We start from the raw sequence: 26,137 nt of genomic DNA on the forward strand, positions 1-26,137 counted from the left end.
AACGGGCCGCGGCGCGGCACGGGATGGGAAGCGACCACATGACGCGGCAAAAGGGCGGGCGGCACGCGCAACCGCCGGCTGCCCGGCCGGGATCAGTGAGACTCGGTCCCGCGCGTCTGGTTGGGACGGATTCTCCGGTAGACTTCCAACACCGCGCTCACGTACCAGCGCGTTTCGGCGAACGGCGGAACGCCGCGGAAGCGGTACACCGCGGCCGGACCGGCGTTGTACGCGGCGAGTGCCAGCCGCGGGTCCTCGAACTCCCGGACGCAGGCGCCGAGCGTCATGGCCGTGCCGATCAGGTTCCCCCACGCGTCGCGCGGGTTCACGCCGGCCGCGCGCGCGGTGTGGGGCATGAGCTGTCCGAGTCCCATCGCGCCGCGGCTGCTGACGGCGCCCTGATTGAATTTGCTTTCCACGAAGATCACGGCGGCCAGGAGCCACGGGTCGAGCTTCTGCTGCCGCGCGGCGGCCACCAGACGCCCGCCGAGCCACCCGGCCTGGCCGGCGCTCAACCGCGGATTCGACGCGCGGGCCAACGCGGCGACGAGCAATGTCGTGCTCTGCCCGGCCCGCGGCCTCGGCGCCGGCTGTGCGAACACCGTCAACCGAGCGAGCCATCCATGGATGATGCGGTCCTGCAGGGCGGTGTGCGGGCGCGCGAGGCCGTGCTGGAAGTATTGGTTGGCGTCGTGCATCCTGCCGGCCGCCGTCGCCGCGATCCCGGCCCAGATCCACGGTTCGGCCGCGGTGGGGTCGGTCTGAGCCGCTTCCAAGAATACGTCGACGGCCTGCGCCGGCTCGCCGGCGCGATACCGTGCGACGCCCTCCTCGAGCAGGTCGCCGATCGCCGGCGGCTCCACCGTGGGCTGTTCGGTCCGTTGCTGGTCGGCGAATGCCGGCGCGAGCGTCCCGGCAAGCAGCAGGAAGAGGGCGGCGGTGAGGATACCGAGGCGGCCGCGGTACGGTTCCCGCGGGCATGCGGCGCGCGTGCAACGGGCTGCGCCGATCGACCCCACCATCGACTGGGCGCCGGACATGGCACTTGTGCTGCACGTACGTGCCCTGCGTCCGCCCGAACGTGACGTGAACGGTGCAGGTTCCTACCGACGGCAGAACGTTTGAGAGAACGCTTGGTAGAACCTGTGCAAGACTCTACTCGAGAAGTTCCGCGGGCGTTGCGCGCAATCCTGCCCGGAAACGGCGCGAGATGTCGGAGAACGGCGCGGTCAGCGCCGGGTCGCCGCGGCGACGAAGCCTGCGAGCACGGGGTGCGGACGTCCCGGCGCCGATTGCGCCTGCGGCACGAAGAGCGTCGCCAGAAAGAACGGGTGCGACGTCAGTTCCACGATGCGCGCCTCCCCGTCCGTGCCGGCGCCGCTCACGATCAGCCCGGCGCGTTCGAGCATGTCGCGATACGATGGGTTGAGGCCGTAGTTGCAATAATACGGCTCGGTGACGTGCGTGACTCCGTACAGACGCGCGGCCAGCGTCCCCGGTGCGATCACGACGGGCTGATGCTGCCCGACCAACGAACAGGCCAGGCTCGTGATCACGAGGGACCGTGCTCCGAGGTGCCGGTATTCTTCATGGTCGGCGTCCCCGATCCCGAGGACGTGGCGCGCGATCTCGACGATCGCGTGTTGAAACCCGCCTCACGTGCCGACCAGCGGAACCCCCCGCTCGCGGGCGTAGCGGACCGCGGCGATGGCCCCGTCCATGTCTCGATAGGGACTCCCGGGGGCGATCAGGAGGCCGGCAAAGTGCCGCAGCGCGGCCTGCGGGTTCGGGCCGATCGCATCCGTCGCGACCCACGCGTGCTCGGCGTCGGCGTGCGCCAGTGCCTCGTTGGTGAACCGGTGCGTGGGATTGGCAGGGTCGAGATCGCCTACCACGCCGATCAGGGGCCGCGCGGTCGCCGTCATGCGACGATCATAGCACGCGAGATCCTGGGCGGCGGCTCAGGGTGCGTGCCGCCGGTGGGGCAAACGGAGCGCGGCAGGAGAGGTTCTGGCGGCGGGAGAACAGGATGCCACTTCTTCGCGCCACCACGCTCCATCCGGAGGATCTCAGATGGCACGACATGCACGAGGCGCAACGCGAGTGTCACGCCGGGAATTGCTTCGCCGCGCGGCGGGGGCCGGGATCGCCGCGGCCGCAGGCGGCGTCTTTCAGGCCGGGTGGGCCGGGCCCGTCGCGGCGCAGACGACACAAAAGCGTGAACTGATCATCGCGCAGGGCGGCGACATCTCCCGGTTCGACCCGCACATGTCCACGTCGTCGAACGACATTCGGTTGTCATTCAACGTCTTCGATAACCTGACGAGCCGCCATCCCAACGGCCGGCTGTTCCCCGCGCTGGCCACGCAATGGAAGCGGACCGATCCGACGACGTGGGAGTTCAAGTTGCTCGACGGCGTCAGGTGGCACAACGGTGATCCGTTCACCTCGGACGACGCGAAGTTCTCGATCGAGCGCACGTACGACCCGACGGCCAAGACTCTCGTGGCGACGGTGTTTACGACGATCGACCGCATCGACGCGCCCACACCGACGTCGCTCGTGATCCATACGAAGAAGCCGGATCCGCTGCTGGCGGCGCGGCTCGCCTTCTACGGCGGGCAGATCGTGCCAAAGAAGTACCTCACCGCGGTCGGGCCGGACCAGTTCAACGCGAAGCCGGTCGGCACCGGTCCGATCCGGTTTGTCTCGTGGGTCAAGGACGACAAGGCCGTCTTCGAGGCGGCCCCCAACTATTGGGGCGGCCGGATCGATGCGGACCGCGTGACATTCCGGCCGATCCCGGAGACGGCGGCGCGCGTCGCGTCGGTGCTCCGCGGCGAGGTCGACATTATTACGCAGTTGCCGCCCGACCAGTGGGACCGCGTGAACCAGAACCCGACCACGATGGGCAAGGGCATCCTGTACGCCGGTCTGTGCGTGCTCGGGGTGAACTCCAAGGTGAAGCCGCTCGACAACCCGCTCGTCAAGCAGGCGATGTCGCTCGCGATCGACCGGCAGTCGATCGTGAAGGACCTCTGGCGGGGCCGCGGCATGGTGCCGAACGGCCCGATCGCGAAGGGCGACAACCACTACGACGCCTCCCGGCCGCCGCTGCCGTACGACCCGGCCAAGGCCAAGGCCAAACTCAAGGAAGCCAACTACCGGGACGAGCCCGTGACGATCGAGACGACCGTCGGCTACGTGGCCAATGACAAGGCGATGTCCGAGGCGATCGCCGCGATGTGGAAGGACATCGGGGTCAATGCGCGCGTCGAGGTGATCGAATACTCGGTGCGCGCCCAGCATAATCGCGACCGGAGCTTCAAGGGCCTGTGGTGGTCGGATCCGACGTCCACGCTCGGCGATCCGGACGGCATGATGTGGCGGCTCCTCGCCCCAGGGGGACCGATGGACTACTGGCGCCAGTCCGAGTTCGACAAACTGGGCAACGACGCGCGCTTCAGCATCGATGAGAACTTCCGCGACAAGGCCTACAAGCGCATGACCGAGTTGCTTCTCGAGTACCTCCCGTGGATTCCGGTGATCCAGCCGTCCGAGGACTACGGGATGCAGAAGTACGTTCAGTTCACGCCGAACGGCAACCAGCAGCTCGACATCCGGCGGTTTAACTTCCACATGCGGCGGGCGTAGGCTCCGGCGCGTTCGACGGGGCGGCGCAGGACTTTCCAGGTTACGATGCACGGCTTCGGCGCGTTCCTCGCGTACCGGTTCTTCCGGACGCTGGTCGCGCTGTGGTTGGTCTCCTCGGTCGTCTTCGTCGTGATGCGGCTGTCCGGCGATCCGGTACCGCTGCTGCTCCCGCCCGATGCGCCGACCTCGGAGATTTTCCGCGTCCGCCACGAGTTGGGGCTCGACCGGCCGCTCATCGTACAGTACGCGGTGTTTCTCCGGAATGTCCTCCATGGTGACTTCGGACGGTCCATTCACTTCCACGAGCCCGCGATGGGGGTGGCGCTCGGCTACCTGCCGGCCACGTTCGAGCTGGGCGCGGCCGCGTTCCTGATCGCCGTCGTCCTCGCACTGCCGATCGGGATTCTCTCCGCGGTCCGGCGCAACTCGGCCCTCGATCACGGGGCGATGGGGTTCGCGCTGATCGGCCAGTCGGCGCCGACGTTTTTCATCGGCGTGCTGCTGATTCTCGTCTTCTCGCTCCGCTTGAACCTGTTTCCGACATCCGGCCGCGGCGGGCTGGCGCACCTCGTGCTGCCCGCCGCGACCCTCGGCGCGTTCGCCATGGCGTCGATCGCCCGCATCACGCGCTCGGCGATGCTGGAGGTGCTCCGGACCGATTTTGTACGGACGGCCCGCGCGAAGGGCGTGGCGGAGGCCGCCGTCATCCTCAAACACACGCTGAAGAACGCGTCCCTGCCGATCATCACGATCACCGGCCTCCAGTTGGGGTCGCTGCTGGGGGGCGCGATCGTGACCGAAACGGTGTTCGCCTGGCCGGGGATGGGGCGGCTTGCCGTGGAGTCCATCTACAATCGGGACTATCCCGTCGTCCAATCCGCGGTATTCATCGCGGCGGTGCTGTTCGTCGGCATCAACCTGACGCTCGACATCCTGTACGGTGTGCTCGACCCCCGCATCCGGGACGCCCAGGGATGAGCCGGCCGAGGCGCGGGCGGGGAGGACCGAGTGGCTGACGGCCGTCCGGCCGCGGGCGTCGTCTCGACTCCCGTCCCTCCCGGCGGGGACCCCGTCGTGCGCGGGGCAGGCCCCGTCTGGCGCGGGGCGGCGATCCGTCCCGCCAGGCGCCGGGCGCGCGTACCCTGGGCGGTCCGTCTCGCCGCCGCGTTCGTCGCCGGCCTCGTCGTGGTGGCCACGGCCGCGCCGTATGTGGCACCGCAGAACCCCGAGCGCGGGTCGCTCCGGGCGCGGCTTGCGGCCCCCACGTTGCGCGCCGTGGACGGCCGGGCGCACCTCCTCGGCACCGACCACCTCGGACGCGACGTGCTGTCGCGCGTGATCTTCGGGGCGCGCGTGTCGCTCGCGGTCGGGTTTGCCGCGGTGACGGTGGGCGGCCTGGTCGGCGGCGCGCTCGGCCTGCTGGCCGGATACCACGGCGGCTGGCTCGATGAGATCGTGATGACGGTGGCCGACGCGCAACTCGCGTTTCCGTTCATCCTGCTGGCGATCGGCATCATCGCGGTGCTCGGGCCGTCGTTCCGGAACCTCATCATCGTAGTGGGGTTGTCGGGATGGGTCACGTACGCCCGCGTGCTGCGCGCGCAGGTGCGCGCGGTGCGCCGGCACGAGTTCGTGGACGCCATCGTCGCGCTCGGCGGGTCGGTGCCGCGGATCGTGCTGCGCCACATCCTGCCTAACGTCGCCTCGACCTTCATGGTCATCGCCACGCTGGAGCTGGCCCGGGCGATTGTGCTCGAGGCAACGCTGTCGTTTCTCGGGCTCGGGATTCAGCCGCCGACCCCGTCCTGGGGCGTCATGGTGCAGGAGGGCCTCGAATACCTGGACAGCGCCTGGTGGATCGCGGTGTGTCCCGGTCTCGTCCTGATGCTGACGTCGATCGTCGTGAGCCGGACCGGGGACTGGCTGCGGGACGTCCTCGATCCGACCCTCCGGGGCGCGTAGCGGTGCCGCCGCTCCGCCATAGAGGAGTCCGGCGCTCCGAGCACCTGTTAGAGTCCCGCCGGGGGTGACGCCGCCACCGCCGCGAGCGCGTCCGCCACGGAGGGAAAGGCGCGGAACTGCGTGCTCAGCCCGGCGATGGACACGATCCGCTCGAGCGCGGAACCGGGAGGGACGACGAGGGCGAGCGACCGCCGCTGCGTGCTCAGATCCCGCCCGAGCGCGAAGAGCGCGCGGATCGTGTGGCTGTCGATGTAGCGGACGTGCTCGAGGGAGACGATGACGGCGGCCGAGTTGTCGCGGGCGGCCTCCTGAAACGCCTGTCGCACGAATTCGAGGCAGGTGTCGTCCAGATCGCCGAACGTTTCGACCACCGGCAGTTGGGCCACCCGATGCACGCGCGCCCCGGCCGTCGGTTCGTCCGCCCCGGCGACGGCGCGCTCGCGGCCCCGCGTGAGGGTCGGATCGGCATCGTCGGGGGCCGGCGCCGGGGTGGAGCCGGCGGCACCGGCCCCCGACGTGACCGCCGGTGCTCGGGCGCCGCCTCGCCGCACCGTGACGGCGACGGTGGTGCCGGCGGATGTCCGGTCCATCTCGACCGAGTCGGCGAGCGCCTCGATGAGGCGCAAGCCGTGGCCTCCGCCGTCCGGCGCGCGCGCCGGACGCCAGCTTCCAGTGTCGCCGATGCTCACCCGCACCGCGTCCCCCTCGTGAGCGCCCTCGACGCGCACGGCGCCGTCGGCGCCCCGGTACGCGTGCTCGATCACGTTGTTCACCGCCTCCCCCACCGCGATCGTGAGGGCCACGGTCCGCGTTTCGTTGAGGCCGGCCACCCGGGCCAGCCGCCGCACCGTCTGGCGGATCAGTCCCGCGCTCGCCGGCTCGGCCGGGAGGGTGAGCTTGAACCGGGAGAACGGAGACGGATCGAGCGCGAGCGTGATGACCGCGGCGTCGTCCCCGGACTGCCGGTCGCCGACCACCCGGCGCAGGATGGCACCCGGACGATCCCCGGACGGTGCCATCATCTCGCGCTGGGCCGCAAGGACCACGGCGTCCTGCCCCGCGACCACGTCCCGCGAATGCTCGATGAGGCCGTCGGTGTAGAGCACGAGCAGGGCGCCCTGCGGCAGCCGCACGGTCCACGAGGGGACGCTCTGCATGTGGAGGTATCCGAGCGGGACTCCGCCGGTCGGCAGGATCCGCGGGTCCTCTCCCGGCGCGGCGAGCACCGGACCCGGGTGGCCCGCCGTCGCGTAGGAAAACGCCGAGGTCACCGGATCGAAGATGCCGACGATCGCGGTTGCCATGGCGTCGCGGCCGTGCGCCAGCGCCAGGGCCTGGCTTGCCTGCGTGAGCACCCCCGCCGGATCGCCCTGGTCAAGGGCTGCGGCTCGGATCGTCTGCCGCAGCTCGGCCATCACGACCGCGGCGGCGAGCCCCCGGCCCGCGACGTCCCCGATGGACACCGCGAGGCCGCCGGACGGCAGCCGGAAGACGTCGTACCAGTCGCCGCCGACGTCGGATTCGTGGGCGCCCGGCTGGTACACGGCGTCGACGGCCAGTCCGGGCACCTGGGGGATCGCCACGGGCAGCAGCGCGCGCTGAAATGTCTCGGCCACGCGGTGTTCGCGTTCGTATAGGCGCGCCCGTTCCACCGCCTGCGCGCACTGGTGCGCGAGCGTGAGGATGAAGGTCATCTCGTCGCCGTCGAACGACCGCGGCGCGCCGAAGTTCATGTAGAGCACCCCGAGCGCGCTGCCTCGCGTCAGCAGCGGGACCGCGGCGCGCGCCCCATGCCGGATCGTCTCGGGCAGCTCTTCGCGCGCCGGATAGTGGCCGGCGAGGTCGGCCTCGGACTCGAGCAGCACGACGCGGCCGGTGCGCATGCATTCGCCGATCCCGCCGAACTGATCGGGCAGGAACCGATTCCAGCGTGCGACGACGTCGGCCGGATACCCCGTGGCGTGGACGAGTTCCAGCACCACCCCGTCCGTGGCGAGGAGCGAGAGCGCGGCCGCGCGCGCGCCAAGCGCGTCGACGGCCTGTGCGACGATCACCGCGGCGACCTCCGCGGGCGTGACGCTTTCGGAGAGGGCGGCCGTCATCGCCGCCAGCCGCGTCGCACGCCCGACGGCCCGCTCGGCCGTACGGCGGGCGTCCTCTTCGGTCAGGACACGCCGTCGTAGCTCCTCGGCCGCGCCGGCCCGCTCGGCGACGATGCGGGCCACCGTCAACGTGATGATGGTCATCATGCCGATGAAGAGCGACAGGTAGACCAGCGCTTCGTTCCGCTCCGGCGTCACCGACGCGAACGGGCCGAGCCGATGGATGGTGCCCCAGACGGAGATCGCCGCGACCAGCGTCACCGCGGTGACCGCATCGCGAGGGCCGAACCGGAACCCGGCCCAGATCAGGAACGGCACAATGGCGAAGCCAAACGGAAAGCGGCTGCCGAACACCACCCCGCTCGTGGCCAGCAGGACCGCGATGAAAATCAGGCGATCGACCGCACCGGACAGCGTCCAGCCGAGCCGCGGGGTGTCGGCCCACAGCAGCAGGAGCGGCGTCACGAGCAGGGCACCGCACGCGTCGCCCAGCCACCACGTCAGCCACATCGGGCCGGCGATCCGCGGGGAGGCGAAGCCGCCGAGGTCGAGACTGAGCACCCCGAGGGTCGCGCTAATCGCCGTGCTCAGCGCGGCGGCGACGATGGCAAAGCGCACGATATCGTCGAGGCGGTCAAACGCCCGGCGTCCGCCCGCGTACCGGTTTACGAGGGTGACCGCGACCACCGCTTCCAACGTGTTGCCCGTGGCGATGCCGAGCGAGGTCCAGATCGTTCCGAGGGTGGTGTCGTTCGTCACGAAGGCGCCGACGAACACCCCGGGCCACGCGCGGGTTCCGAGCAGCAAGAGCCCGGCGATCGCGATGCCGGTCGGCGGCCACACGGGGCTCGCGCTGGGATGCAGGTAGGCGAGCTGCAGGCCGGTCTTGCCGGCGAGGACGTACAGGCCTGCGAACGCCGCGGTTTCGGCGATCCACCGCGCGGTGTAGTGATGCCGGCTAAGCGGGGCGGCCGCGGCTTCGTGGCTCATGTCGAGCCACGGGTGTTTCCGCGCTCCTCCGGGGACTTCCTCCGCCGTCTGCCTGAGAGGCCGGGACGCGGCGCGTTTCGGTGCCGGCGCCGAGGAGTTCTCGGCCGGCGATGACTTCCAGGCTCCGCCGATAGAGGAGTTGAGGACCGAGAACGGAACTCTCCTCGCCTACTACCGCCGGCGTTTCTCCGACGCGATCGCCCTGGCGCTGTTCGCGGCGTACCTGCTGCCCCAGGGAGTGCTCTTCATCCCGCTCGCGGTGATGCTGTCGCGGCTCCATCTGTTCGGCGGCATCACGGCGCTGATCGTAGTCTATCCCACGCTGGTCATTCCGTTCGGGACCTGGGTGCTCTGGACGTACTTTCACCGGCTGCCGGCCGATCTGTTCGACCATGCCCGTGCCGAGGGGCCGGGGTGCTCCGCGTGCTCTGGAACGTGGTCCTGCCGCTCTCGTGGCCGGCCGTGGCCGCCGTGGCCCTGTTTGGCGCGGCCGTCGTCTTCAACGACTACCTTTACACGTTCACGCTCGTCTCCGGACACGAGAACATGACGCTGATGGCGGACGTGGGCAGCAACCTGCTTGACATCGACGACCCGGGCCCTACGTTCGCGGAGATCCTTCTCGGCCTGGGGCCGGCGGCGTTCACGTGCGCCCTGTTCGCCGACGCCTTCGGGAAAGGGCTCGGGGCGGGCGTCATCGACTAGGCTACCCTCCGACGGTGGCCTAGCATGAGCGAGATGCTGTTCTCCCTGCGGCCGCGCGGCCGGCGCCCCAGCCGCGACTCGCTAGCGCTGCTCGCCGGCGTGGCTGTTGTCGTTCTGCGGAGGCGGCGACGTGTCGCCGTGATACTGGACGGGACCGAAGAGGCCGCCGAGCAGGAAGAGCCCAAGCAAGAAAAAGAACGGTCCCATATTCGTTCCCTCCTCAGCCGGTGCCGCCGGCCGCCGTCGCGAGCCGCCGCAGCCCGGCGTCCAAATCCGCCATGAGGTCCTCGACGGCCTCCAACCCCACGTGCAGGCGCAGGAGCGTCCCGGGCTCCACCCACGGCCGCACTGTGCGGACGCCTGTGAGCTGCGGCGGGGTGATGAGGCTTTCAAAGCCTCCGAAGCTCGCGCCGATCTGGAATAGCTGCAGGCCGTCGAGCATGGCCGCGACGGCCGCCCGCGACTCGGTTCGCAGCACCACCCCAAAGAGGCTCGACGACCCGGTGAAGTCACGCTTCCACAGCGCATGGCCGGGGTCCTCGGGCAGCGCCGGATGCAGCACGCGGATGACCTCGGGGCGGCGGGCGAACCAGCGGGCCAGGTCGAGCGCCGATTCCTCGTGCCGGCGCAGACGCACGGCGAGCGTGCGCAGCCCGCGGAGCGTCTCGTAGCACAGGTCCGGCGCCACGCAGTCGCCGAACTCGCCGACCCCGTCCTTGAGGCGCCGAAACAGCGCGTCGGTTCGGGCCGTGACCACGCCCATCATGAGATCGGAGTGGCCGGCGAGGTACTTGGTCGCCGCCTGGATCTCAACGTCGGCGCCGTGGTCAAACGCCCGAAAATACAGCGGCGTCGCCCAGGTGTTGTCGAAGAACACGATCGCGCCGCGCTCGTGGGCCGCGGCGGCGATCGCCGGGAGGTCCTGCACTTCGAACGTGAGCGACCCCGGGGACTCCGCGTGGACGACGCGCGTGTTCGGCCGGATGAGCCCGGCGATGCCGGCGCCCAACGTCGGGTCGTAGAACGTGGCCTCGACGCCGAAGCGGGTCAACACCGACGCACAGAACGTACGCGCCGGACCGTAGACGCTGTCCGGCACCAGCACGTGATCCCCTTGGCGGAGAAATACCGCGAGGGCCTGCGTGATCGCCGCAAGACCCGACGAGGTGACGATCGACCGGGCCCCGCCGGACAACTCGGCGAGCGCCTCCGTCAGCGCGAGGGTGATGGGGGTGCCGTCGATACCGTAGTGGAAGCTGGTATACTTGCGTTCCATGCGGCGCTCGTACGCGTCCATCGTCGGAAAGACGATGGTCGACGCGCGATGGATCGGCGGATTCACCGTCCCCTGATGCCGCGCCGGGTCGCGGCCGGCGTGCACGAGCCTCGTCTCGGGTCTCATCGGTCCTCCTGCAGCGTGACGTTCACGACGACCTCGGTCGCGACCGCGACCGTGCGGTACAGCGGTCAGCGGCTCCTCCAGACCTCGACCAGCCGCTCCGCCTCCGCCCGGCCGACCCCCCGCAGTTCGAAGCGCACTTCGATCCGCCGGAACTGCGCCGGGTCGGCACGATCCTGGACTCCACTGATCGTCGCGACGAGGCCGGTCAGCGGCACGCCGTTGCCCGCGGCGTAGTTCTCGATGAGCGTCACCCCGCAGGACGAGATGCCGGCGAGAAACGATTCGGTGTTGCTCAGCGCCTCGGGCTTCGTCGACGAGTCGAGCACGAAGTGATGCGCCCTCGCGCTGCTGAGCGAGCGGCCGGGCCGCCCGATCGACGCGCTGCGGACCGTGGTCACGACGCTGTCATCGGCCATGCGGATCCTCCGGGGTAGGACGTCGCGCGACACACTCTTCGCGGCTCCGGCGGCCGCCATCCTGCCCGGGCCGCCGCGCCCCGGGGCAGGCGATCCGGGCAAGACCGCGAAACGTGCCCAGCGTGCGCCGCCGCCTGCCCGCCCCGCTCCGGCAGCTGACCTTCTGGTGGCTGCTGCTCCTGGTCCCCCTGTCGGCGGCCGCCGCCGTGCTCGGCCGGTGGCCGCTCCTGACCTTCCTGCTCTCGGGCGGCGCGCTGTTGCCGCTGGCCGAGTTGATCGGGATCTCGACTCAGCAGATCGGCCTCCACGCCGGTCCGCGCGTGGGCGGCGTGCTCAACGCCACGTTCGCGAACGTCACGGAGTTCATCCTCGCGATCGTGCTCGTGCTGCACGGCGAGATCACGGTCGTCAAGACCGCGCTGACGGGCTCGATTCTCGGCAATCTGCTGCTCGTACTGGGCTTCGCGCTGCTGGTCGGAGGGATGCGCCACCGCACGCAGCGGTACAGCGCCGCGGCGGCGGGGGTGCACGCGACGTCGTTGACCCTCGCCGTGATCGGCCTGCTCATGCCGGCGCTCTTTTTCTTCACCGGCGGCCGGCCGAATGCCGGGCAAAGCGAGACGGTGAGCGTGGCCGTCGCCGCGGTGCTGATCGTTCTGTACGGCGCGGCCCTGGTGTTCACGCACCACACGCACGAGCACCTGTTCCGGACGCCGTCGCCGGGGGAACGCCCCGACGGCGGGCTCGGGTGGGCGATCGGCGTGCTGGCCGGCGCCTCGGTGGTCGTGGCCGTGGAATCGCAGCTGCTGGTCACGACGCTCGCGCCGGCGATCGGGGCGCTGGGCCTCTCCAAGTTCTTCGTCGGCCTCGTGCTGGTCCCGCTCTTCGGGAACGTCGTCGAGCACAGCGCCGCGGTCGGCTTTGCGCTGCGCGATCAGCTCGACGTCACGCTCGAGATCGCGATCGGCTCGTCGACGCAGGTCGCGCTCTTCGTCGCCCCGGCGATCGTGTTGATCTCGCTCGCGGCGGGCCACCCCATGAACTTCATCTTCACGACGTTCGAGGTCGCGGCGGTCGGGCTGGCCGTGTTGATCGTGACCTTCATTTCGCACGACGGCCGGAGCAACTGGCTGGAGGGGGCGCAGTTGCTGGCGGCGTATCTCATCATGGCTGCCTCGGCGTTCTTCGTGAGTTCTCCGTGACGGCGCCCCGCGCGATCAACGTGGGTGGTGTGCGCCGCCGGACGCCGCCGGTCTGGGAGATGTCGGACGGGATGCGGAGGATACGATGACACCGACGACAGGGACGTCCAGCACGAGCCGGCAGGGGGACCTGTTGGAACGCGCCGGCCGGTATCTCGCCGGCGGCGGTCTCGGACTGTTCGTGCTGCCGCCCGAGGTCAACCTCGTGATCGCCGAGGGCCACGGTAGCCACGTCACCGACGTGGGCGGCCGGGATTTCATCGACTACCACCTCGGCTCGGGGCCGGCGCTCCTCGGCCACGCGCACCCGGAGATCGTCGAGGCCGTGCAGCGCCAGGTGGCCAAGGGCTCCACGTATTACTTCCTCAACGAGCCGGTGATCCGTCTCGCCGAGCGGCTGGTGGAGGCGATCCCGTGCGCCGATCAGGTGCATTTCGTAGGCTCCGGAACGGAGGCGACGTTTTTCGCGCTCCGGGTCGCGCGCGCCGCGACCGGCCGGTCCAAGGTGCTCAAGTTCGAGGGCGGCTGGCATGGGATGAACGACTACGCCCTGTGGGGCACGGTGCCGTCGCGGCCGAGTTCGTACCCGGACGCGGAGCCCGACTCGCTCGGCATTCCCGAGGCGCTGCGCGGCCAGGTCCTCGTTGCGCCGTTCAACGACGCGGAACGGGCGGTCGCGATCATCGAACGCCACGCCGCGGATCTCGCGGCCGTGATCGTGGAGCCCCTGCAGCGCGTCCTCGTGCCGGTTCCGGGCTTCCTCGCGGCGCTGCGGGACGTCACGCGCCGGCGCGGGATTCTGCTGGTGTTCGACGAGGTCGTGACCGGCTTCCGCATCGCCTGGGGCGGCGCGCAAGAGAAGTACGGCGTGGTGCCGGATCTTGCGACGTACGGCAAGGCGATGTCCGGCGGATTCCCGATGGCGGCGATCGCCGGCCGCAGCGACGTGATGGCGCACTTCGACGCGCGACGCACAGAACGCTCGCGCCTGGTGTGGGCGAGCGGCACGCTCAACGGCAACCCGGTCAGCGCGACGGCGGGTCTCGTCGCCCTCGACGTGCTGGGCCGCCCCGGCGCCCTCGACCATTTCCACCACATTGGCGGCCGGCTCCGCCGGGACATCGAGGTGATCGGCCGGCGCCACGGGTTTCCGGTCCAGACGCCGGGCGAGGACGCCGTCTTCGGCGTGCGCTTCACCGACCGGCGGCCGCTCCGGACCTGGGCCGATTTGCTCACCGCGGATACGGCGCTCAATCTGCGCTGGTCCATCGAAATGCTGAAGCGCGGCATCCTCGTCAATCCCAACGAGAAATTCTATCTCTCGCTGGCCCACACGGATGCCGACGTCGACCGCACGCTCGAGGCCTGCGACGTGGCGTTCGCGGCGATTCGGGCCTAGCGGCGCCTTGAACCCGGACGAGTCGGCCGCCCGGGGCACCGACCCGGCCTACAGTGACTGGGCGTTCAGCCTCGCCTCGACACGGCCCGTCATCCGGGGCCGTTCGTTCATGGTCGCCTGCGGCCACTATCTGGCCTGTGTCGCCGGCCTCAGGATGTACTCGCTCGGCGGCAACGCGTTCGACGCCGGCGTGGCGATGGTCGTCGCCCAATCCGTGCTGGAATACCAGAGTTACGGCTTCGGCGGCGAAGTGCCGATCTTGATCCACGCCGCCCGCGACGGGCGGGTCGCGGCCGTCAACGGCAACACACGGGCGCCGCGGGCGGCGACGATCGAGTGGTTCCGCGACCGCGGCCTCACGCTGATTCCCGGCGACGGATTCCTGCCGGCGGGCGTCTGCGCCGTGCCCGACGCCCTCATCGCCGTGCTCGACCGGTACGGACGGCTTACGCTCGAGCAGGTCCTCGGCCCCGCGGTCGAACTGGCCGCGAACGGGTTTCCGATGTACGAGGGGATGCGCCGGTCAATCGCGCAGCACGAGACGCGGTTCCGCGCGGAGTGGCCGACCTCGGCGGCGCTGTTCCTGCCGGGAGGGCGGATCCCGGATCTGGGAGATACCTGGCGCAATCCCGATCTCGCCCGAACCCTCGAGCGGCTGATCGACGCAGAGCACGGGGCCCGGGCCCGGGGCCGGCACGAGGCGCTGCGCGCCGCGCGGGACTGTTTTTACCGCGGTCCCATCGCGCGGGAGATCGTCGCATACCAGCGGGAGACGCAGATTCGCGATGCCACGGGCACGGTGTCGGCGGGGTTGCTGACCGAGGAGGACTTCGCCTCCTTTGACACGCGGATCGAGGCGCCGGTGAGCGTCAGGTTCCGCGGCTACGACGTCTACAAGTGCGGGCCGTGGTCACAGGGCCCTGTATTTCTCCAACAGCTGATGCTGCTCGACGGGTTCGATCTCGCCTCACTCGGCCACAACTCGGCCGACTACGTGCACGCGGTCACCGAAGCCTCCAAACTCGCGTTCGCGGACCGCGAACGCTATTACGGCGATCCGGAGTTCGTGACCGTGCCGATGCGCGGGCTGCTGTCGGCGGACTACGCCGCGTCGCGGCGCGGCCTGATCGATCCGCGGCGCGCGTCGCTCGATCTGCGGCCGGGCGACCCGCACCCCTTTGAGGGGACGGCGACCCCGGCGGAGGCGGCCGCCGTCGAGGCGCGCGGGTGGGAGGGCGGGACGACCGGGACGCGCGCCGCCGATGCGGACGGCAACATGTTCTCGGCGACGCCGAGCGGCGGCTGGTTCCGCAGCTCACCCGTGATCCCGGGCCTCGGGTTCAGTCTCGGAACGCGGTGCCAGATGTTTTGGCTGCACGATCCGCGGCACCCCGGCGCGCTCGCCCCGCGCAAGCGTCCCCGGACCACGTTGTCGCCGACCCTCGTGATGAAGCACGGACGGCCCCACATGGTGTTTGGGACGCCGGGCGGCGATCAACAGGACCAGTGGACGCTGCAGGTCTTCCTGAATATGACGGTGTTCGGCATGGACGTCCAGGATGCGATCGATGCCCCGGCGTTTCACAGCGTGCACTTCCGGGGGTCATTTTACCCGCGCAAAGCGCGGCCGGGGGAGATGCTCGTGGAAGGCCGAATGCCCGCGGCCGTCGTGGATGGGCTGCGCGAGCGCGGCCATCAGGTCACCATGGCCGGCGACTGGAGCCTCAACTACACCACCGCGATCGTGTATGATCCGGCGCGCGGGCTCATGGAGGGCGGGGCGAGTTCGCGGGGCGAGCGCAACTACGCGCTCGGGTGGTAGCGCCGGGTCAGTCGTCGTTTGACCTTCCTCACGACAAGGGGGGGGATGCTGTGGACGTCGGCGTTACTCTGCCCACCCAGGGCCCGCTCGCCACGCCGGATGCTGTCGCAACAATCGCCCGGCAGGCGGAGGCGCTCGGCTTCGGTTCGCTGTGGGTGACCGACCACATCGCGATGCCGCTTCGCTCCGGCAGCAAATACCCGTACAGTGCGGACGGCAGCCTTCCGTGGGACCCGGCGATCCCCTACCTCGACGCGCTGACGGTCCTGGCCTGGGTCGCCGCGCTGACGCGCTCCGTCCGGCTCGGGACCTCGGTGCTCGTGCTGCCGATGCGGCACCCGCTGCCGGTGGCCAAGGCGGTGGCCACGCTGGACGTCCTCTCCGGGGGGCGCGCGGTGCTTGCGGTCGGCGCCGGCTGGTTCGAGGAGGAGTTCGTGCTGCTCGGCCAGGCGTTCCACGACCGCGGGCGCCGGCTCGTAGACGCGGTGCGCCTGCTGCGGGCCTGCTGGGGGCCTGATCCGGTCCGGTACCGCGGCGAGTTCTACGACCTGCCGGCGTTTGCGATGGCGCCGAAACCGCCGCAGGGGAGCCGCCTGCCGGTGCTGGCCGGCGGCGAGGGCGACGCGGCGCTCCGCCGCGTCGCCGCGGTGTGCGACGGCTGGCAGCCGCTCGGACTCGCCCCCGACGCATATCGTGAACGCGCCGAGAAACTGCTGGCGTACGCCGCGCGGCACCAGCGGGCGCCGGCGGACCTCTGGCTGACGGCGCGCGTCGGTCGGGGCACGCCCGTCACGCGCGAGCTGTGCGACCGGTACGCGGCGGCGGGCGCCCGCACGCTCATCTTGGACCCGCCCTACCGCACGCTGACGCTTGACGCGGCGCGGGCGTTTCTCGACGACCTCGCCCGGACGGTGGGCGCGCGGCCCGCGCCGGCCTAAGCGGGTCACTCAAGTCCCGCGCGAAATACGGAGACCACGCGCGCCGCGCGAGCGCGCCCCCGCGCTCCGGCGCGCATCCGCCCACCCGACGCCGGCGCCGGTCGCTGCCCGGAGACGGTCGGCGAGTTGCGCCTGGTGATACTGAATGTGGCGAATGTTGATGATCTGGTGCTCCATCTTGGGAACCTTATACCAGCTAAACCCGCTGTGTGGATCGTTGAGATCGAGCGCATCGACGGCGTCGTCGACCGTTGAGTCGCAGATCCTCCAGTAGGCCATCACCTCGGCTTTGGTATACGGTCGGCGGGTCCGGAGGGGCGCGTCCATGCGCTGTATCCCTCGCTGGTGGTGTTCCCATGGCCGAAAAGTCCAGTTGCTCGGCTGGAGATACAGATGCGTGTAATAGAGCGTGTGGTACGCGATCCGCCAGATTGGATTGGCGTGCCCGTCCCTGCCGATCCACAGGTCATCGGGACATCGTCTGATGGCCGCCCGCAGCATCGCCAGGGTGGCGTGATACTGGCTCTTCAGCGCCGAGCGCAATGCGTCGATCGGAGGAGCGGGATGCGCCGAGCGTGCCTGCTTGCCCATGGCTGACCTCCAGGGAAGAACGGGAGAGGCCGGACCGGTCACATACTGCCGTATTCACGCCCGTTTGGGGCTCTCCCCGTCATGCCTACGAGTTCTGTGGCCCCGCTCAGCGCGTCGCCGGACCGCCCCGCCGTGAGCTCGTTCAGACATTTGCGCGCGGCGGGGCCGATTGATACCATGGGCGCATGAACCGCTTCGCCGGATCATCCGCGCAACGGCCTCGCGAGTGCATCTGTCCTCCGCGGAGGTAGCACGCCTCCGCTTCCCGGCGTTTCTGCACATCTCGTAGCACGGCCAATCGAACATTTGGGCGCCTCGTAGAGGCGATCCTGGGGGTGTCTCATGGAGACGTGGAGTCCCCGCCTGGGGATTGTGTATGAGCATCCGGAGTGGTTTGCGCCGCTCTTCGCCGGGCTCGACGCGCGCGGCGTCCCGTACGACCGCCTCGATGCGAGCGCGCACCGCTTCGATGTCGATGCGGAGTTGCCGCCGTGGACGCTGGTGCTCAACCGGATGAGCCCGTCGGCCTACCTGCGGGGGCACGGCCAGGCCATCGTGTACGCGCGCGAGTTTCTCCGCTATCTCGAGGCGTCCGGCGTGGACACGATCAACGGCGCGGACGCGTTCGCGCTCGAAACCTCCAAAGCGTCGCAGTTGCTGCTGCTTCGCCGGTTGGGCCTGCGGGCGCCGCGCACCCGTGTGATCAACCACGCGAGTCAGGCGGCCGCGGCCGCGGGCGGCCTCAGGTTTCCCGTGGCGGTGAAGCCGAACATCGGCGGGAGCGGCGCCGGGATCCGGCGCTTCGACCGGCCCGACGAGCTCGAGGCGGCGGCCGCGGCCGGCACGCTCGACTTGGGCATCGACCACACGGCACTCGTGCAGGAGTTTCTACCCGCGCGGGACGGCCATATCGTGCGCGTGGAAGTGCTCGACGGGCGGGTGCTCTACGCGATCAAGGTGTTTCCGAAGCCCGGCGGCTTCAACCTCTGCCCCGCGGACATCTGCCAGACCGATGGCGCCGACGCCGACCCGCGGGCCGCGCCCGCGGCCGCGGATGCCGTCCCGGCCGCCGGTGCTGTGAGCGCGGACCTCTGCCCGGTCGACCTGCCGAAGGTGGCGCTGCGGGTCGAGCGCGCGACGCCGCCGGAGGCGGTCTGCGGCGACGCGCTGGCGATCGCGCGCGAGGCGCGGCTCGACTTGGTGGGGATCGAGTATCTTGTGAACGATCGGGACGGCCGCGTCTATTACTACGACATCAACGCCCTGTCGAACTTCGTGTCGAACGCGCCCGCGATTATCGGCTTCGATCCTTACGTCGTGCTGGCGGAGTATCTCGTCGCGCGGCTCGGGATGCGCCGGGCCGACCGCACCGATCGGACGCCGGTACGCGCAGGCTAGCGGCCCCCTTGGTCGGGACGGTCCGTCATACGTGCGGCCCCCCGGCGGATGCCGGGGGGCCGCGTGCGGTACGCGCCGGCGCAGGGGGGTGCGCCGCCGCTACCGGTACTACATCAGGTATAACGTCGGCGCGGCCGCGTGTAGTTCCGGGGCGGGCTGCTCCGGGGCCGCCCGTCAGTCCAAGTCGGCGAACTGCAGGCGGTACAAGGTCGCGTAGATGCCGCCGCGCGCCAGCAGCGCATCGTGCGTTCCTTCTTCGACGATACGGCCCTTGTGCAGCACGAGGATCCGGTCGACGTAGCGGACCGTGGAGAGCCGGTGCGCAATCACGATCGCGGTCCGGCCGCGGAGCGCCGCCGTCATCGCCCGTTGGATCAGCGCCTCGGTCTCGGCATCCACACTGCTCGTCGCCTCATCGAGGATCAGCAGAATTTCCGGCTGGGCGGCGAGCGCGCGCGCAAACGCGATCAGCTGCTTCTGGCCCGACGACAACCCGGCGCCACGCTCATGGAGTTCGGTGGCGTACCCGCGCGGCAGCGCTTCGATGAACCGGGCCGCCCCGGTCTGCTCGGCGGCGCGCTGGACGTCAGCGTCCGAGATGGCCGGGTCGCCGAGGCGGATGTTGTCCGCGATCGTCCCGGAGAACAAAAACACGTCCTGCAGCACGAGCCCGACGTGCCGCCGCAGATCCCGCTGGCGGAGCCGGCGCACGTCCATGCCGTCCACGAGCACCTGTCCCCGCTGGGGATCATAGAACCGCCCGAGAAGGTTGATGACGGACGTTTTCCCTGCGCCGGTGTGGCCGACGAGCGCGACGCGTTCACCGGGCCGGATCGCGAACGAGACGCCGCGGAGCGCCCACGCCGTCTTCCGCGGGGCCTCTCGTGGAGTCTCCCGCCCCGCCTGTCGCGGGGCAGGCGGGGCAGGCGCGGCCCCGTTCTCCCCGTAGGCGAACCACACGTCGCGGAACTCAATCGCGCCCCGGACGGGCGCAAGCGGCGCGGGTTCCGCCGCGTCTTCGATGGTCACCGGTTCGTCCAGGACCCGGAAAATGCGCTCCGACGACGCCATGGCGGCCTGGAAGATGTTGAACTTGTCCGCGAGATCCCGCAGCGGGTCGAAAAAGCGCTCGGCGTATTGGATCGCGGCGACGAGGACGCCGAGGGTGGCGACTCCTCGGGCGATCTGCCCGCCGCCGTACCAGAGCAGGAGCGCGACGCCGAGCGCGCCGAGAAACTGAATCGCCGGATAGAATTGGGAGAAATTGCGGGTCGCCGTCAGGCTGGCCTCCAGGTGGGCCGCGTTGAGGTCGTCGAACGCCCGCAGCCGCCGTGGCTCCTGGGTAAACAGCTGCGTCACGGTCATCCCGGTGATCTGCTCGTTCAGGTAGGCGTTGATGCGGGCGAGGCGCGTGCGCACGGCGCGGTACGCTTCCCGCGACCGCAGGCGGAAGCGCTCCGTCGTCACGTAGACGATCGGCAGCACGGCAAACACCGCGAGGGCGAGCCGCCAGTCCATCCACAGCATGACGGCCAGGATGCCGATCATCGTGAAGATGTCCCCGAAAATCGCGACGGCGCCCGACGTGATGAGCTCGTTGAGCGCGTCGACATCGTTGGTCACCCGCGTGACGAGGCGCCCGACCGGCGTCCGCGAAAAGAAGCTCATCGACAGGCCTTGGAGATGCGTCACCATTTGTGCGCGCAGATCGGCCATCACGCGCTGGCCGACCGCCTGCATCAGGTAGCTCTGCGCCCAGCGGGCGCCGAAGCCGGCGGTCAGCACGGCGAGGTACACGGCGGCCAGGCCCCCGAGCCCGCGCATGTCCGCGCCCGTCCGGCCCCCGCCGGACGGCGGCGCGATGTACCGGTCGATGCCCACCCGGTACAAGGACGGACCGGCGAGGTCCGCGAGCGAGGCGAGGAGCAGGAGCGCGATCGCGAGCCCGACCGTCGCCGCATACGGGCGGACGTATCCGAGCAACCGCCGCACCAGCCGCGCGTCGTAGGCCCGCCCGAGGATCGGATCTTCGTCGAAGACCGCGCTCATGCGTCGGGGCCCCGGGAGCCGTCCGCACGAGGCGCCGTCGTAGTACCCGCCGCCTTCGCCGCCGCGTCACCGGGCCCGGTCTCGTCGGGGTCGGCCGCTTCCAGGGCCTCGCGGAGCAACTCGCGCTCATAGAGATCGGCGTACAGGCCGCCTCGTGCGACCAACTCTTGGTGCGTCCCCTGGTCGACCACCCGGCCGGCGTCGAGGACGACGATCCGGTCCGCGCCCCGGATCGTCGAGATGCGGTGCGCGATGACGATGCTCGTGCGTGTCGTCATGACCTCTCGCAGGTGCCGCAGGATGGCCTGCTCGGTCTGGGTGTCGACGCTGCTCAGCGCGTCGTCGAGAATGAGGACGCGCGGGTCGCGCACCACGGCCCGGGCCAGCGTCGCCCGCTGGCGCTGTCCGCCGGACAGCGTGACGCCCCGTTCGCCGACCATCGTCTCGTAGCCCAGCGGAAAGTCCGCGGCGTCGACGGCGATCTGCGACACCACGCCGGCGTGGAGGACCTGCGTCCGGTCCGCCGCAGCGGCGGCCCCAAAGGCGATGTTCTCGTAGAGGGTGTCCGAGAACAGGAACGGTTCCTGCGGCACGACGGCCACGGCGGCGCGCAGGGCCGCGAGCGGCAGGTGGCGCACGTCGTGGCCGTCCAGCAGCACCTGGCCCTCGGTGGGGTCGAGAATCCGCGGGATGAGCGACACGAGTGTCGTCTTGCCGGCCCCCGTCGGTCCCACGATCGCGACGGTTCGGCCGGCGGGAATGACGAGGTCGACGTCGCGAAGGGCCGCCGTTCCCTCGCGCACGACGCTTGTGCGGCGGAACGTGATCTCCCCCCGGATGTCCCCGATCACGAGCGGGGAGGCCGGATCGTCGATGCCCGGTGCCTCCGCGAAAATGGCATCGAGCCGGGCCATCGACGCGCGGCCCTGCTGCCAGAGATTCGTGACCCAACCGAGCGCGATCATCGGGAAGCTCAGCCGGGCCAGATAGTACGAAAACTGCACCATCTGCCCGAGCGTCAGGGTTCCGCGGATCACGGCGCCGCCACCCTGCCACAGCAGGACGACCGAGGCGACGCCGAGGATGAGCCCGATCGAGGGCCACAGGGCGCCCTGGGCCCGGGCCAGACTCAGGTTCGCGCGGACGACGTCGTTCGACGCCGCCTGGAACCGGGCCAGCTGGTCCGGTTCCCGCGCGAACGCCTTGACGACGCGAATCCCGCTCATCATCTCCTGCACGCGCGCCGAGAGCGCGCTGAACTGCGCCTGCACCGCGTCGAAACGCCGGTGCACCTCGCGGCCGAGCAGGAAGAACACGAGCGTCGCGAAGGGGAGAATCGCCAGCATCAGCAGCGTGAGCCGCACGCTGATCGTCAGCATGAACGCCACGGAGGCCGCCAGCATCACCGTGGTGTGCACGGAGCGCATGAGGCCCACGCCGGCGACGCGCTGCACCGCCCGGAGGTCGTTCACGGCCCGCGCCATGAGATCTCCGGTCGGGATCCGCTCGAAGAAGGCCAGCGGCATGCGCTGCAGGTGCGCGAAATACTCCCGCCGGAGCTCCGTTTCCACCCGGTACGCGGCCGCCAGAATCGACCACCGCATCACGTAGCTCGCGACGGCTTCGCCGGCCGCGAGCGCGACGAGCGCGGCCGCGTAGCCGGCCAGCGGGCCGGCCGCCATGTGCCGGCGGATTCCGTCGACGGCGAACTTGAGCACCCACGGCGACAGCTGCGCCATGGCGATCGAGACCAACCCGCCGGCGTAGCCGACGGCGTAGGCGCGCCGGTGGCGCCGGATGTACGCCCAGAATCGGCGGCTGCGCATGCGGCCGGGCGGCGCCTTATCCGGTCATGCGGCCGACGAAGATGCCGTCCCGCAGGGGAACGACGAGGCCCGTCAACTCCGAATCCGCCACGAGCAGGCGCGTGAGTTCGCGCACGCCCTGGGTCGCGGGATCGGTCGCGGCTGGGTCCAATACGCGGCCCCGCCAGATCATGTTGTCGACGAGCAGGATGCCGCCGCGGCGGAGGTGCGCCTTCATCACCGGGAGCGACGCCGGATAGCCCTCCTTGTCGATGTCGTTGAAGATCACGTCGAACTCACCGGCCGTCCGGCCCAGGATCTCGACCGCCTCGCCGACGTGGAAGCGCACGACGTCGGTGAGCCCAAGCCGGGCCAGATACCCGCGCGCCTGCTGCGACAAGGATTCGTCCCAGACGGCGTGGTGCACGTCGCCGCCGCCGTTGTCGCGGACGGCCATCGCAAACCACGCCGTCGAGTATCCGAAGCCGGAGCCGAGTTCGAAGACGCGCCGCGCGCCGGCGAGCCGCGTCAGCAGGTAAAAGAGCCGGCCGACAACGGGTCCGACGATCGGGAACCGGCGCTGCTCGGCGTGCGCCTCCATCTCCTGCAGCACCGGCGGCCGCGCGGGAATCAGGCTTTCGAGGTACGCGCTCAGGGCGGGCTGCGCGAGGTCCTGGTACAAATCTTTGCTCATCGACTCACCCTCCGATTCGGGCCGCCGCGGCGGCCCCGCAGGAGTCCGCCGCCGCCTCCCGGAGAGGGTTCGCCCCACGCGCGGGGACACCCGCCGGTCGCACAACACACGCCGGTGTATCTCGGAGGCAGCTCACGATCCTAAGAGGATTCTGTCACATTTGCGAGCGGAATTCGGCCGGATCTCATGCGACGCTTCCCTCCACGATCGTGCTACTCGCGGCCGCTTGTGTGCATAACGGTCTACAACCGGCGCGGTTCGAACCGCGCGGCGGGCGCCGCCGGTGACGCGACGGCGGGGTGGAGGACGCGGTGCCGCCACACAGTCAGCAAGGCTACGCGGAACAGCCGAGCCGTGACCCGCAGGCGTTCGGCGACGTATACGACGTTCACTATCCCCGCGTGTTCCGCTTCTTGGTCGGGCGGCTCCGCGATGCGCACACGGCAGAAGAACTGGCCGCGGACGTATTCGTCATCGCGCTGGCGTCGTTTCGACGGGGCATGCAGCCGCGCTGCATCGGCAGCTGGCTCGTCGGCGTGGCGGACCATCTGGTATCCCGTTACTGGCGGCGGCGGCGCGTCGCAGAGCGCGCGGCGCCGGAGGCCCTGGTTGAGGAGCAGGATCCCGAGGAACTCGCGATCGGCCGCATCGAGAGCGCGATGCTGTGGGAATGCGTCAATGCGCTCTCGCCCGAGCACCGTCAGGTCTTGTTGCTGCGCGTCGTGGCGGGTCTTCGGTCCCGCGAAGTCGGCGAGATTATGAACCGGACGGACGAGGCGGTGCGCAGCCTGCAACTGCGCGCGCTGACCGCCCTGCGTTCACTCTGGAAGGAGGCATCGTCACCCGATGCCGTCGCCGGAGCCGCCGACTGACGAGTTGATCCTCGAGCGTCTCTGCACCCGGCTGCGCGGCCGCGGCGGCGGGGCGGGTGAGGCGGTGGCGTCATGGAGGTCGGGCGAGTCCGGCGGCGGGCAGGGTAATGGCGGCAGCAACGATGGCAGTCATAATGATCACAAGTCGCTGACGCTGATAGACCGTGTCCCTGCCCGCGCGCCGGCGTCCCCGCGGCCGCGGGCGCCGGCTAACTCGGCTCGATCGGCTTGATCCCGTCTCCGATGTGAATCGTTCCCGCCTCGATGATCTGGGCCCGCAGGCCGCCGCGGTGGACCAAGCCTTGGCGGACCGGCCGGCCCGTCACCTCCTCGAGGTGATGACACGGCTCGCAGAGCCGAATGCCCAGCAGCGTGACCTCGCCCACACGGAACTCGCGGCCGACGAGGTGGTTGAGCGCCACGCCGCGCGTCACGATGTTGCGCCGGCTGTCGCCGGCGTCGAAATCGATCTCATAGTCCCGTCGCAGCGCCTCGATCGCCTCCTCTTCGATCAGCGTCACTTCGCGGTCTGGACCGTGCGTCGTGGAGTAGGTCCCCTTGTGCGCGTAATACCGGTCCTGGTCCAGCCCTTTGCCGGGAACCGCGCGCACGGCGGCCACCGGCTTCATCGACTCCGCGGCGCGCGGTGCGACATGCAGCGATACCACTGTCCCTTTGACCATGAGGTCCCCCGGTGACGCGCTCTCTGCCGTCCTGAGGTCGTTCGTGCAGGATCGGTGACGTCCCTCCGCAGAAGAGCCGCACCGCCACCGACCATGCGAATCGCCATCACAGGTTCCCACGGCTTGATCGGATCGGCCCTCGCCGTTGCGTTGCAGGCCCGCGGAGACCGCGTCGTTCGTCTTGTTCGGGACGCGTCCGGCGGGGCGGGCGACGTGGCCTGGGACCCCGCGGGCGGGCACATCGATGCCGGCGGGCTCGAAGGCGTCGACGCCGTGATCCACTTGGCGGGCGAGAGCCTGGTGTCGCGCTGGACCGCCGAGCAGAAGAAGAAGATCCGGGAGAGCCGGCTGCTCGGCACGCGGGTGCTGGCCGACGCGCTGGCCGGTCTTCACGCGCGGCCGCGCGTCATGATCGGCGCGTCGGCGGTCGGCTACTATGGGGACCGCGGGGACGAGGTGCTGACGGAGGCGTCGGGGCCCGGCACCGGATTTCTCGCGGAGCTCTGCCGGGAATGGGAGGCCGCCGCGTCGCCCGTGCGCGCGGCCGGAATCCGCCTCGCGCATCCGCGCTTCGGCATCGTCCTGGCCGGCCAGGGGGGCGTGCTTGCCAAGATGGCGCCGGTCTTCCGGCTGGGGGCCGGCGGGCCGCTGGGTCACGGCCGTCAGTATCTACCGTGGATCGCGCTCGACGACGTGGTCGGCGCCATCCTGTTCGCCGTCGACCGCAGCGATCTCGACGGACCGATCAACGTCGTGGCTCCCAAGCCCGTGACCAACCGCGAATTCACGTCGGCATTGGGGCGCGCGCTGGGACGTCCGGCCCTGATCCCGGTGCCCGCGGCGGCGCTTCGGGCGCTCTTCGGGGAGATGGCGGATGAGGCGCTGCTCACCAGCGAGCGCGTGGAGCCGGCGCGCCTCGCCGGCGCTGGGTATGTCTTCCGCCTTCCGGACCTCGACGCGGCGCTCCGCCACGCGCTGGCCCCCGCGTAACCCGGTTGCGGGCATCGCGGGCGTCCGATATAATTCAGGTCGGCTTCTCGCGGCGGATCACGCGAACACGCGGCGCGTCTATGGTGCGACGGCGCGGCCGCGCGTGACCCGCGCGCAGCGTGGGGACGTAGCTCAGTTGGGAGAGCGCCTGAATCGCACTCAGGAGGTCGGCGGTTCGAATCCGCTCGTCTCCACCATCGCAAAGAATTCGAACCGTCTTCCCGTACCTCGCCTTCAGGCAGCGGGTCGAGTAGGGCCAGGGTGTTGAGCGAAGACCGAGCCGTATAGTAAGGCCGGCCGATATCGCCGCGGATAGGCTCGAGGCGGAGCTGGCCGAGCAGATTCCGCAGGACGGCATTGACCTCGTCTTCCGGAATGTGACCCTTCGTGGCTTCTGGCTCTACTCGCCGCACTTCATGGGATCTGGCGGGGGTCAGTTCAGCGAACGCATGAACTCCGTGAG

General features: G+C 70.2%; 23 protein-coding genes and 1 tRNA gene. 12 read left to right on the top strand and 12 right to left on the bottom strand.

Features of this window, described 5'->3' with window-relative positions:
* Positions 1–92: 92 nt before the first annotated feature.
* The 3 genes from VGZ23_13145 to VGZ23_13155 form a co-directional block, all read right to left on the bottom strand.
* Positions 93–1,022, bottom strand: coding sequence for a lytic transglycosylase domain-containing protein (locus VGZ23_13145; GenBank protein ID HEV2358535.1), 930 nt, complete (start codon positions 1,020–1,022; stop codon positions 93–95).
* 207 nt (positions 1,023–1,229) lie between these two features.
* Positions 1,230–1,556 carry a hypothetical protein gene (locus VGZ23_13150; GenBank protein HEV2358536.1) on the bottom strand — a complete coding sequence of 109 codons (327 nt, stop codon included), beginning with the start codon at positions 1,554–1,556 and terminating at the stop codon, positions 1,230–1,232.
* 99 nt (positions 1,557–1,655) lie between these two features.
* Entirely contained in the window at positions 1,656–1,925 is a 270-nt protein-coding gene (locus VGZ23_13155; GenBank protein HEV2358537.1) for a hypothetical protein, read from the bottom strand.
* Between the two features lie 178 nt (positions 1,926–2,103).
* On the opposite strand from VGZ23_13155, the gene VGZ23_13160 reads away from it, so the two are divergent.
* From VGZ23_13160 to VGZ23_13170, 3 genes are read left to right on the top strand one after another with little or no spacing between them, the layout of a single operon-like run.
* On the top strand, positions 2,104–3,654 hold the full coding sequence (locus VGZ23_13160; protein HEV2358538.1) for an ABC transporter substrate-binding protein: 1,551 nt from the start codon (positions 2,104–2,106) through the stop codon (positions 3,652–3,654).
* Positions 3,655–3,699: 45 nt separating this feature from the next.
* Positions 3,700–4,632 carry an ABC transporter permease gene (locus VGZ23_13165; protein ID HEV2358539.1) on the top strand — a complete coding sequence of 311 codons (933 nt, stop codon included), beginning with the start codon at positions 3,700–3,702 and terminating at the stop codon, positions 4,630–4,632.
* Positions 4,633–4,662: 30 nt separating this feature from the next.
* Entirely contained in the window at positions 4,663–5,616 is a 954-nt protein-coding gene (locus tag VGZ23_13170) for an ABC transporter permease (protein HEV2358540.1), read from the top strand.
* A 47-nt stretch (positions 5,617–5,663) separates the two neighbouring features.
* Here VGZ23_13170 and VGZ23_13175 read toward each other — a convergent pair whose 3' ends face one another.
* Positions 5,664–8,708, bottom strand: a complete 3,045-nt coding sequence (locus VGZ23_13175; GenBank protein HEV2358541.1) for an MASE1 domain-containing protein — start codon at positions 8,706–8,708, stop codon at positions 5,664–5,666.
* Positions 8,709–9,122: 414 nt separating this feature from the next.
* Here VGZ23_13175 and VGZ23_13180 point away from each other — a divergent pair, with 414 nt between their 5' ends.
* A complete protein-coding gene (locus VGZ23_13180; GenBank protein HEV2358542.1) occupies positions 9,123–9,413 on the top strand; it encodes a hypothetical protein in 291 nt (96 codons plus the stop codon).
* Positions 9,414–9,494: 81 nt separating this feature from the next.
* Here VGZ23_13180 and VGZ23_13185 read toward each other — a convergent pair whose 3' ends face one another.
* The 3 genes from VGZ23_13185 to VGZ23_13195 form a co-directional block, all read right to left on the bottom strand.
* Positions 9,495–9,620, bottom strand: coding sequence for a hypothetical protein (locus VGZ23_13185; GenBank protein ID HEV2358543.1), 126 nt, complete (start codon positions 9,618–9,620; stop codon positions 9,495–9,497).
* A gap of 13 nt (positions 9,621–9,633) precedes the next feature.
* A complete protein-coding gene (gene metC, locus VGZ23_13190; protein ID HEV2358544.1) occupies positions 9,634–10,815 on the bottom strand; it encodes a cystathionine beta-lyase in 1,182 nt (393 codons plus the stop codon).
* 65 nt (positions 10,816–10,880) lie between these two features.
* The gene (locus tag VGZ23_13195; protein HEV2358545.1) at positions 10,881–11,231 is read right to left on the bottom strand and encodes an OsmC family protein; all 351 of its coding nucleotides are present in this window, start codon (positions 11,229–11,231) and stop codon (positions 10,881–10,883) included.
* A 113-nt stretch (positions 11,232–11,344) separates the two neighbouring features.
* Here VGZ23_13195 and cax point away from each other — a divergent pair, with 113 nt between their 5' ends.
* The 4 genes from cax (at position 11,345) to VGZ23_13215 (ending at position 16,592) form a co-directional block, all read left to right on the top strand.
* Positions 11,345–12,433, top strand: coding sequence for a calcium/proton exchanger (gene cax / locus VGZ23_13200; GenBank protein ID HEV2358546.1), 1,089 nt, complete (start codon positions 11,345–11,347; stop codon positions 12,431–12,433).
* 85 nt (positions 12,434–12,518) lie between these two features.
* Positions 12,519–13,832: an aminotransferase class III-fold pyridoxal phosphate-dependent enzyme gene (locus VGZ23_13205; protein ID HEV2358547.1), complete on the top strand. Its 1,314-nt coding sequence runs from the start codon at positions 12,519–12,521 to the stop codon at positions 13,830–13,832.
* A gap of 7 nt (positions 13,833–13,839) precedes the next feature.
* Entirely contained in the window at positions 13,840–15,654 is a 1,815-nt protein-coding gene (locus VGZ23_13210) for a gamma-glutamyltransferase family protein (protein HEV2358548.1), read from the top strand.
* Positions 15,655–15,704: 50 nt separating this feature from the next.
* Positions 15,705–16,592, top strand: a complete 888-nt coding sequence (locus tag VGZ23_13215; protein ID HEV2358549.1) for a TIGR03619 family F420-dependent LLM class oxidoreductase — start codon at positions 15,705–15,707, stop codon at positions 16,590–16,592.
* A 9-nt stretch (positions 16,593–16,601) separates the two neighbouring features.
* Here the strand turns inward: VGZ23_13215 and VGZ23_13220 are convergent, their stop codons facing one another.
* Positions 16,602–17,183 (bottom strand): DinB family protein, encoded by a 582-nt coding sequence (locus VGZ23_13220; GenBank protein HEV2358550.1) that lies wholly within the window; start codon positions 17,181–17,183, stop codon positions 16,602–16,604.
* 342 nt (positions 17,184–17,525) lie between these two features.
* Between VGZ23_13220 and VGZ23_13225 the strand changes: the two genes are divergently transcribed.
* Entirely contained in the window at positions 17,526–18,581 is a 1,056-nt protein-coding gene (locus VGZ23_13225; protein HEV2358551.1) for a hypothetical protein, read from the top strand.
* A 174-nt stretch (positions 18,582–18,755) separates the two neighbouring features.
* Here the strand turns inward: VGZ23_13225 and VGZ23_13230 are convergent, their stop codons facing one another.
* Genes VGZ23_13230 through VGZ23_13240 form a run of 3 tightly spaced genes read right to left on the bottom strand, consistent with a single transcriptional unit; the run spans position 18,756 to position 23,129 of the window.
* A complete protein-coding gene (locus tag VGZ23_13230) occupies positions 18,756–20,630 on the bottom strand; it encodes an ABC transporter ATP-binding protein (protein HEV2358552.1) in 1,875 nt (624 codons plus the stop codon).
* Complete coding sequence (locus VGZ23_13235; GenBank protein HEV2358553.1) at positions 20,627–22,456, bottom strand: ABC transporter ATP-binding protein; 1,830 nt, start codon at positions 22,454–22,456, stop codon at positions 20,627–20,629. The genes VGZ23_13230 and VGZ23_13235 overlap by 4 nt, the downstream gene beginning before the upstream one ends.
* 16 nt (positions 22,457–22,472) lie before the next feature.
* Entirely contained in the window at positions 22,473–23,129 is a 657-nt protein-coding gene (locus VGZ23_13240; protein HEV2358554.1) for an O-methyltransferase, read from the bottom strand.
* A gap of 299 nt (positions 23,130–23,428) precedes the next feature.
* Between VGZ23_13240 and VGZ23_13245 the strand changes: the two genes are divergently transcribed.
* Positions 23,429–24,001, top strand: a complete 573-nt coding sequence (locus VGZ23_13245) for a sigma-70 family RNA polymerase sigma factor (GenBank protein HEV2358555.1) — start codon at positions 23,429–23,431, stop codon at positions 23,999–24,001.
* 209 nt (positions 24,002–24,210) lie between these two features.
* Here VGZ23_13245 and VGZ23_13250 read toward each other — a convergent pair whose 3' ends face one another.
* Complete coding sequence (locus VGZ23_13250; protein ID HEV2358556.1) at positions 24,211–24,684, bottom strand: MOSC domain-containing protein; 474 nt, start codon at positions 24,682–24,684, stop codon at positions 24,211–24,213.
* Positions 24,685–24,777: 93 nt separating this feature from the next.
* On the opposite strand from VGZ23_13250, the gene VGZ23_13255 reads away from it, so the two are divergent.
* On the top strand, positions 24,778–25,674 hold the full coding sequence (locus VGZ23_13255; protein HEV2358557.1) for a TIGR01777 family oxidoreductase: 897 nt from the start codon (positions 24,778–24,780) through the stop codon (positions 25,672–25,674).
* A 121-nt stretch (positions 25,675–25,795) separates the two neighbouring features.
* A tRNA-Ala gene (locus tag VGZ23_13260) sits at positions 25,796–25,871 on the top strand.
* Positions 25,872–26,137 lie beyond the last annotated feature (266 nt).

The sequence above is a fragment of the bacterium genome (assembly GCA_035945995.1).
GTDB lineage: Bacteria > Sysuimicrobiota > Sysuimicrobiia > Sysuimicrobiales > Segetimicrobiaceae > DASSJF01.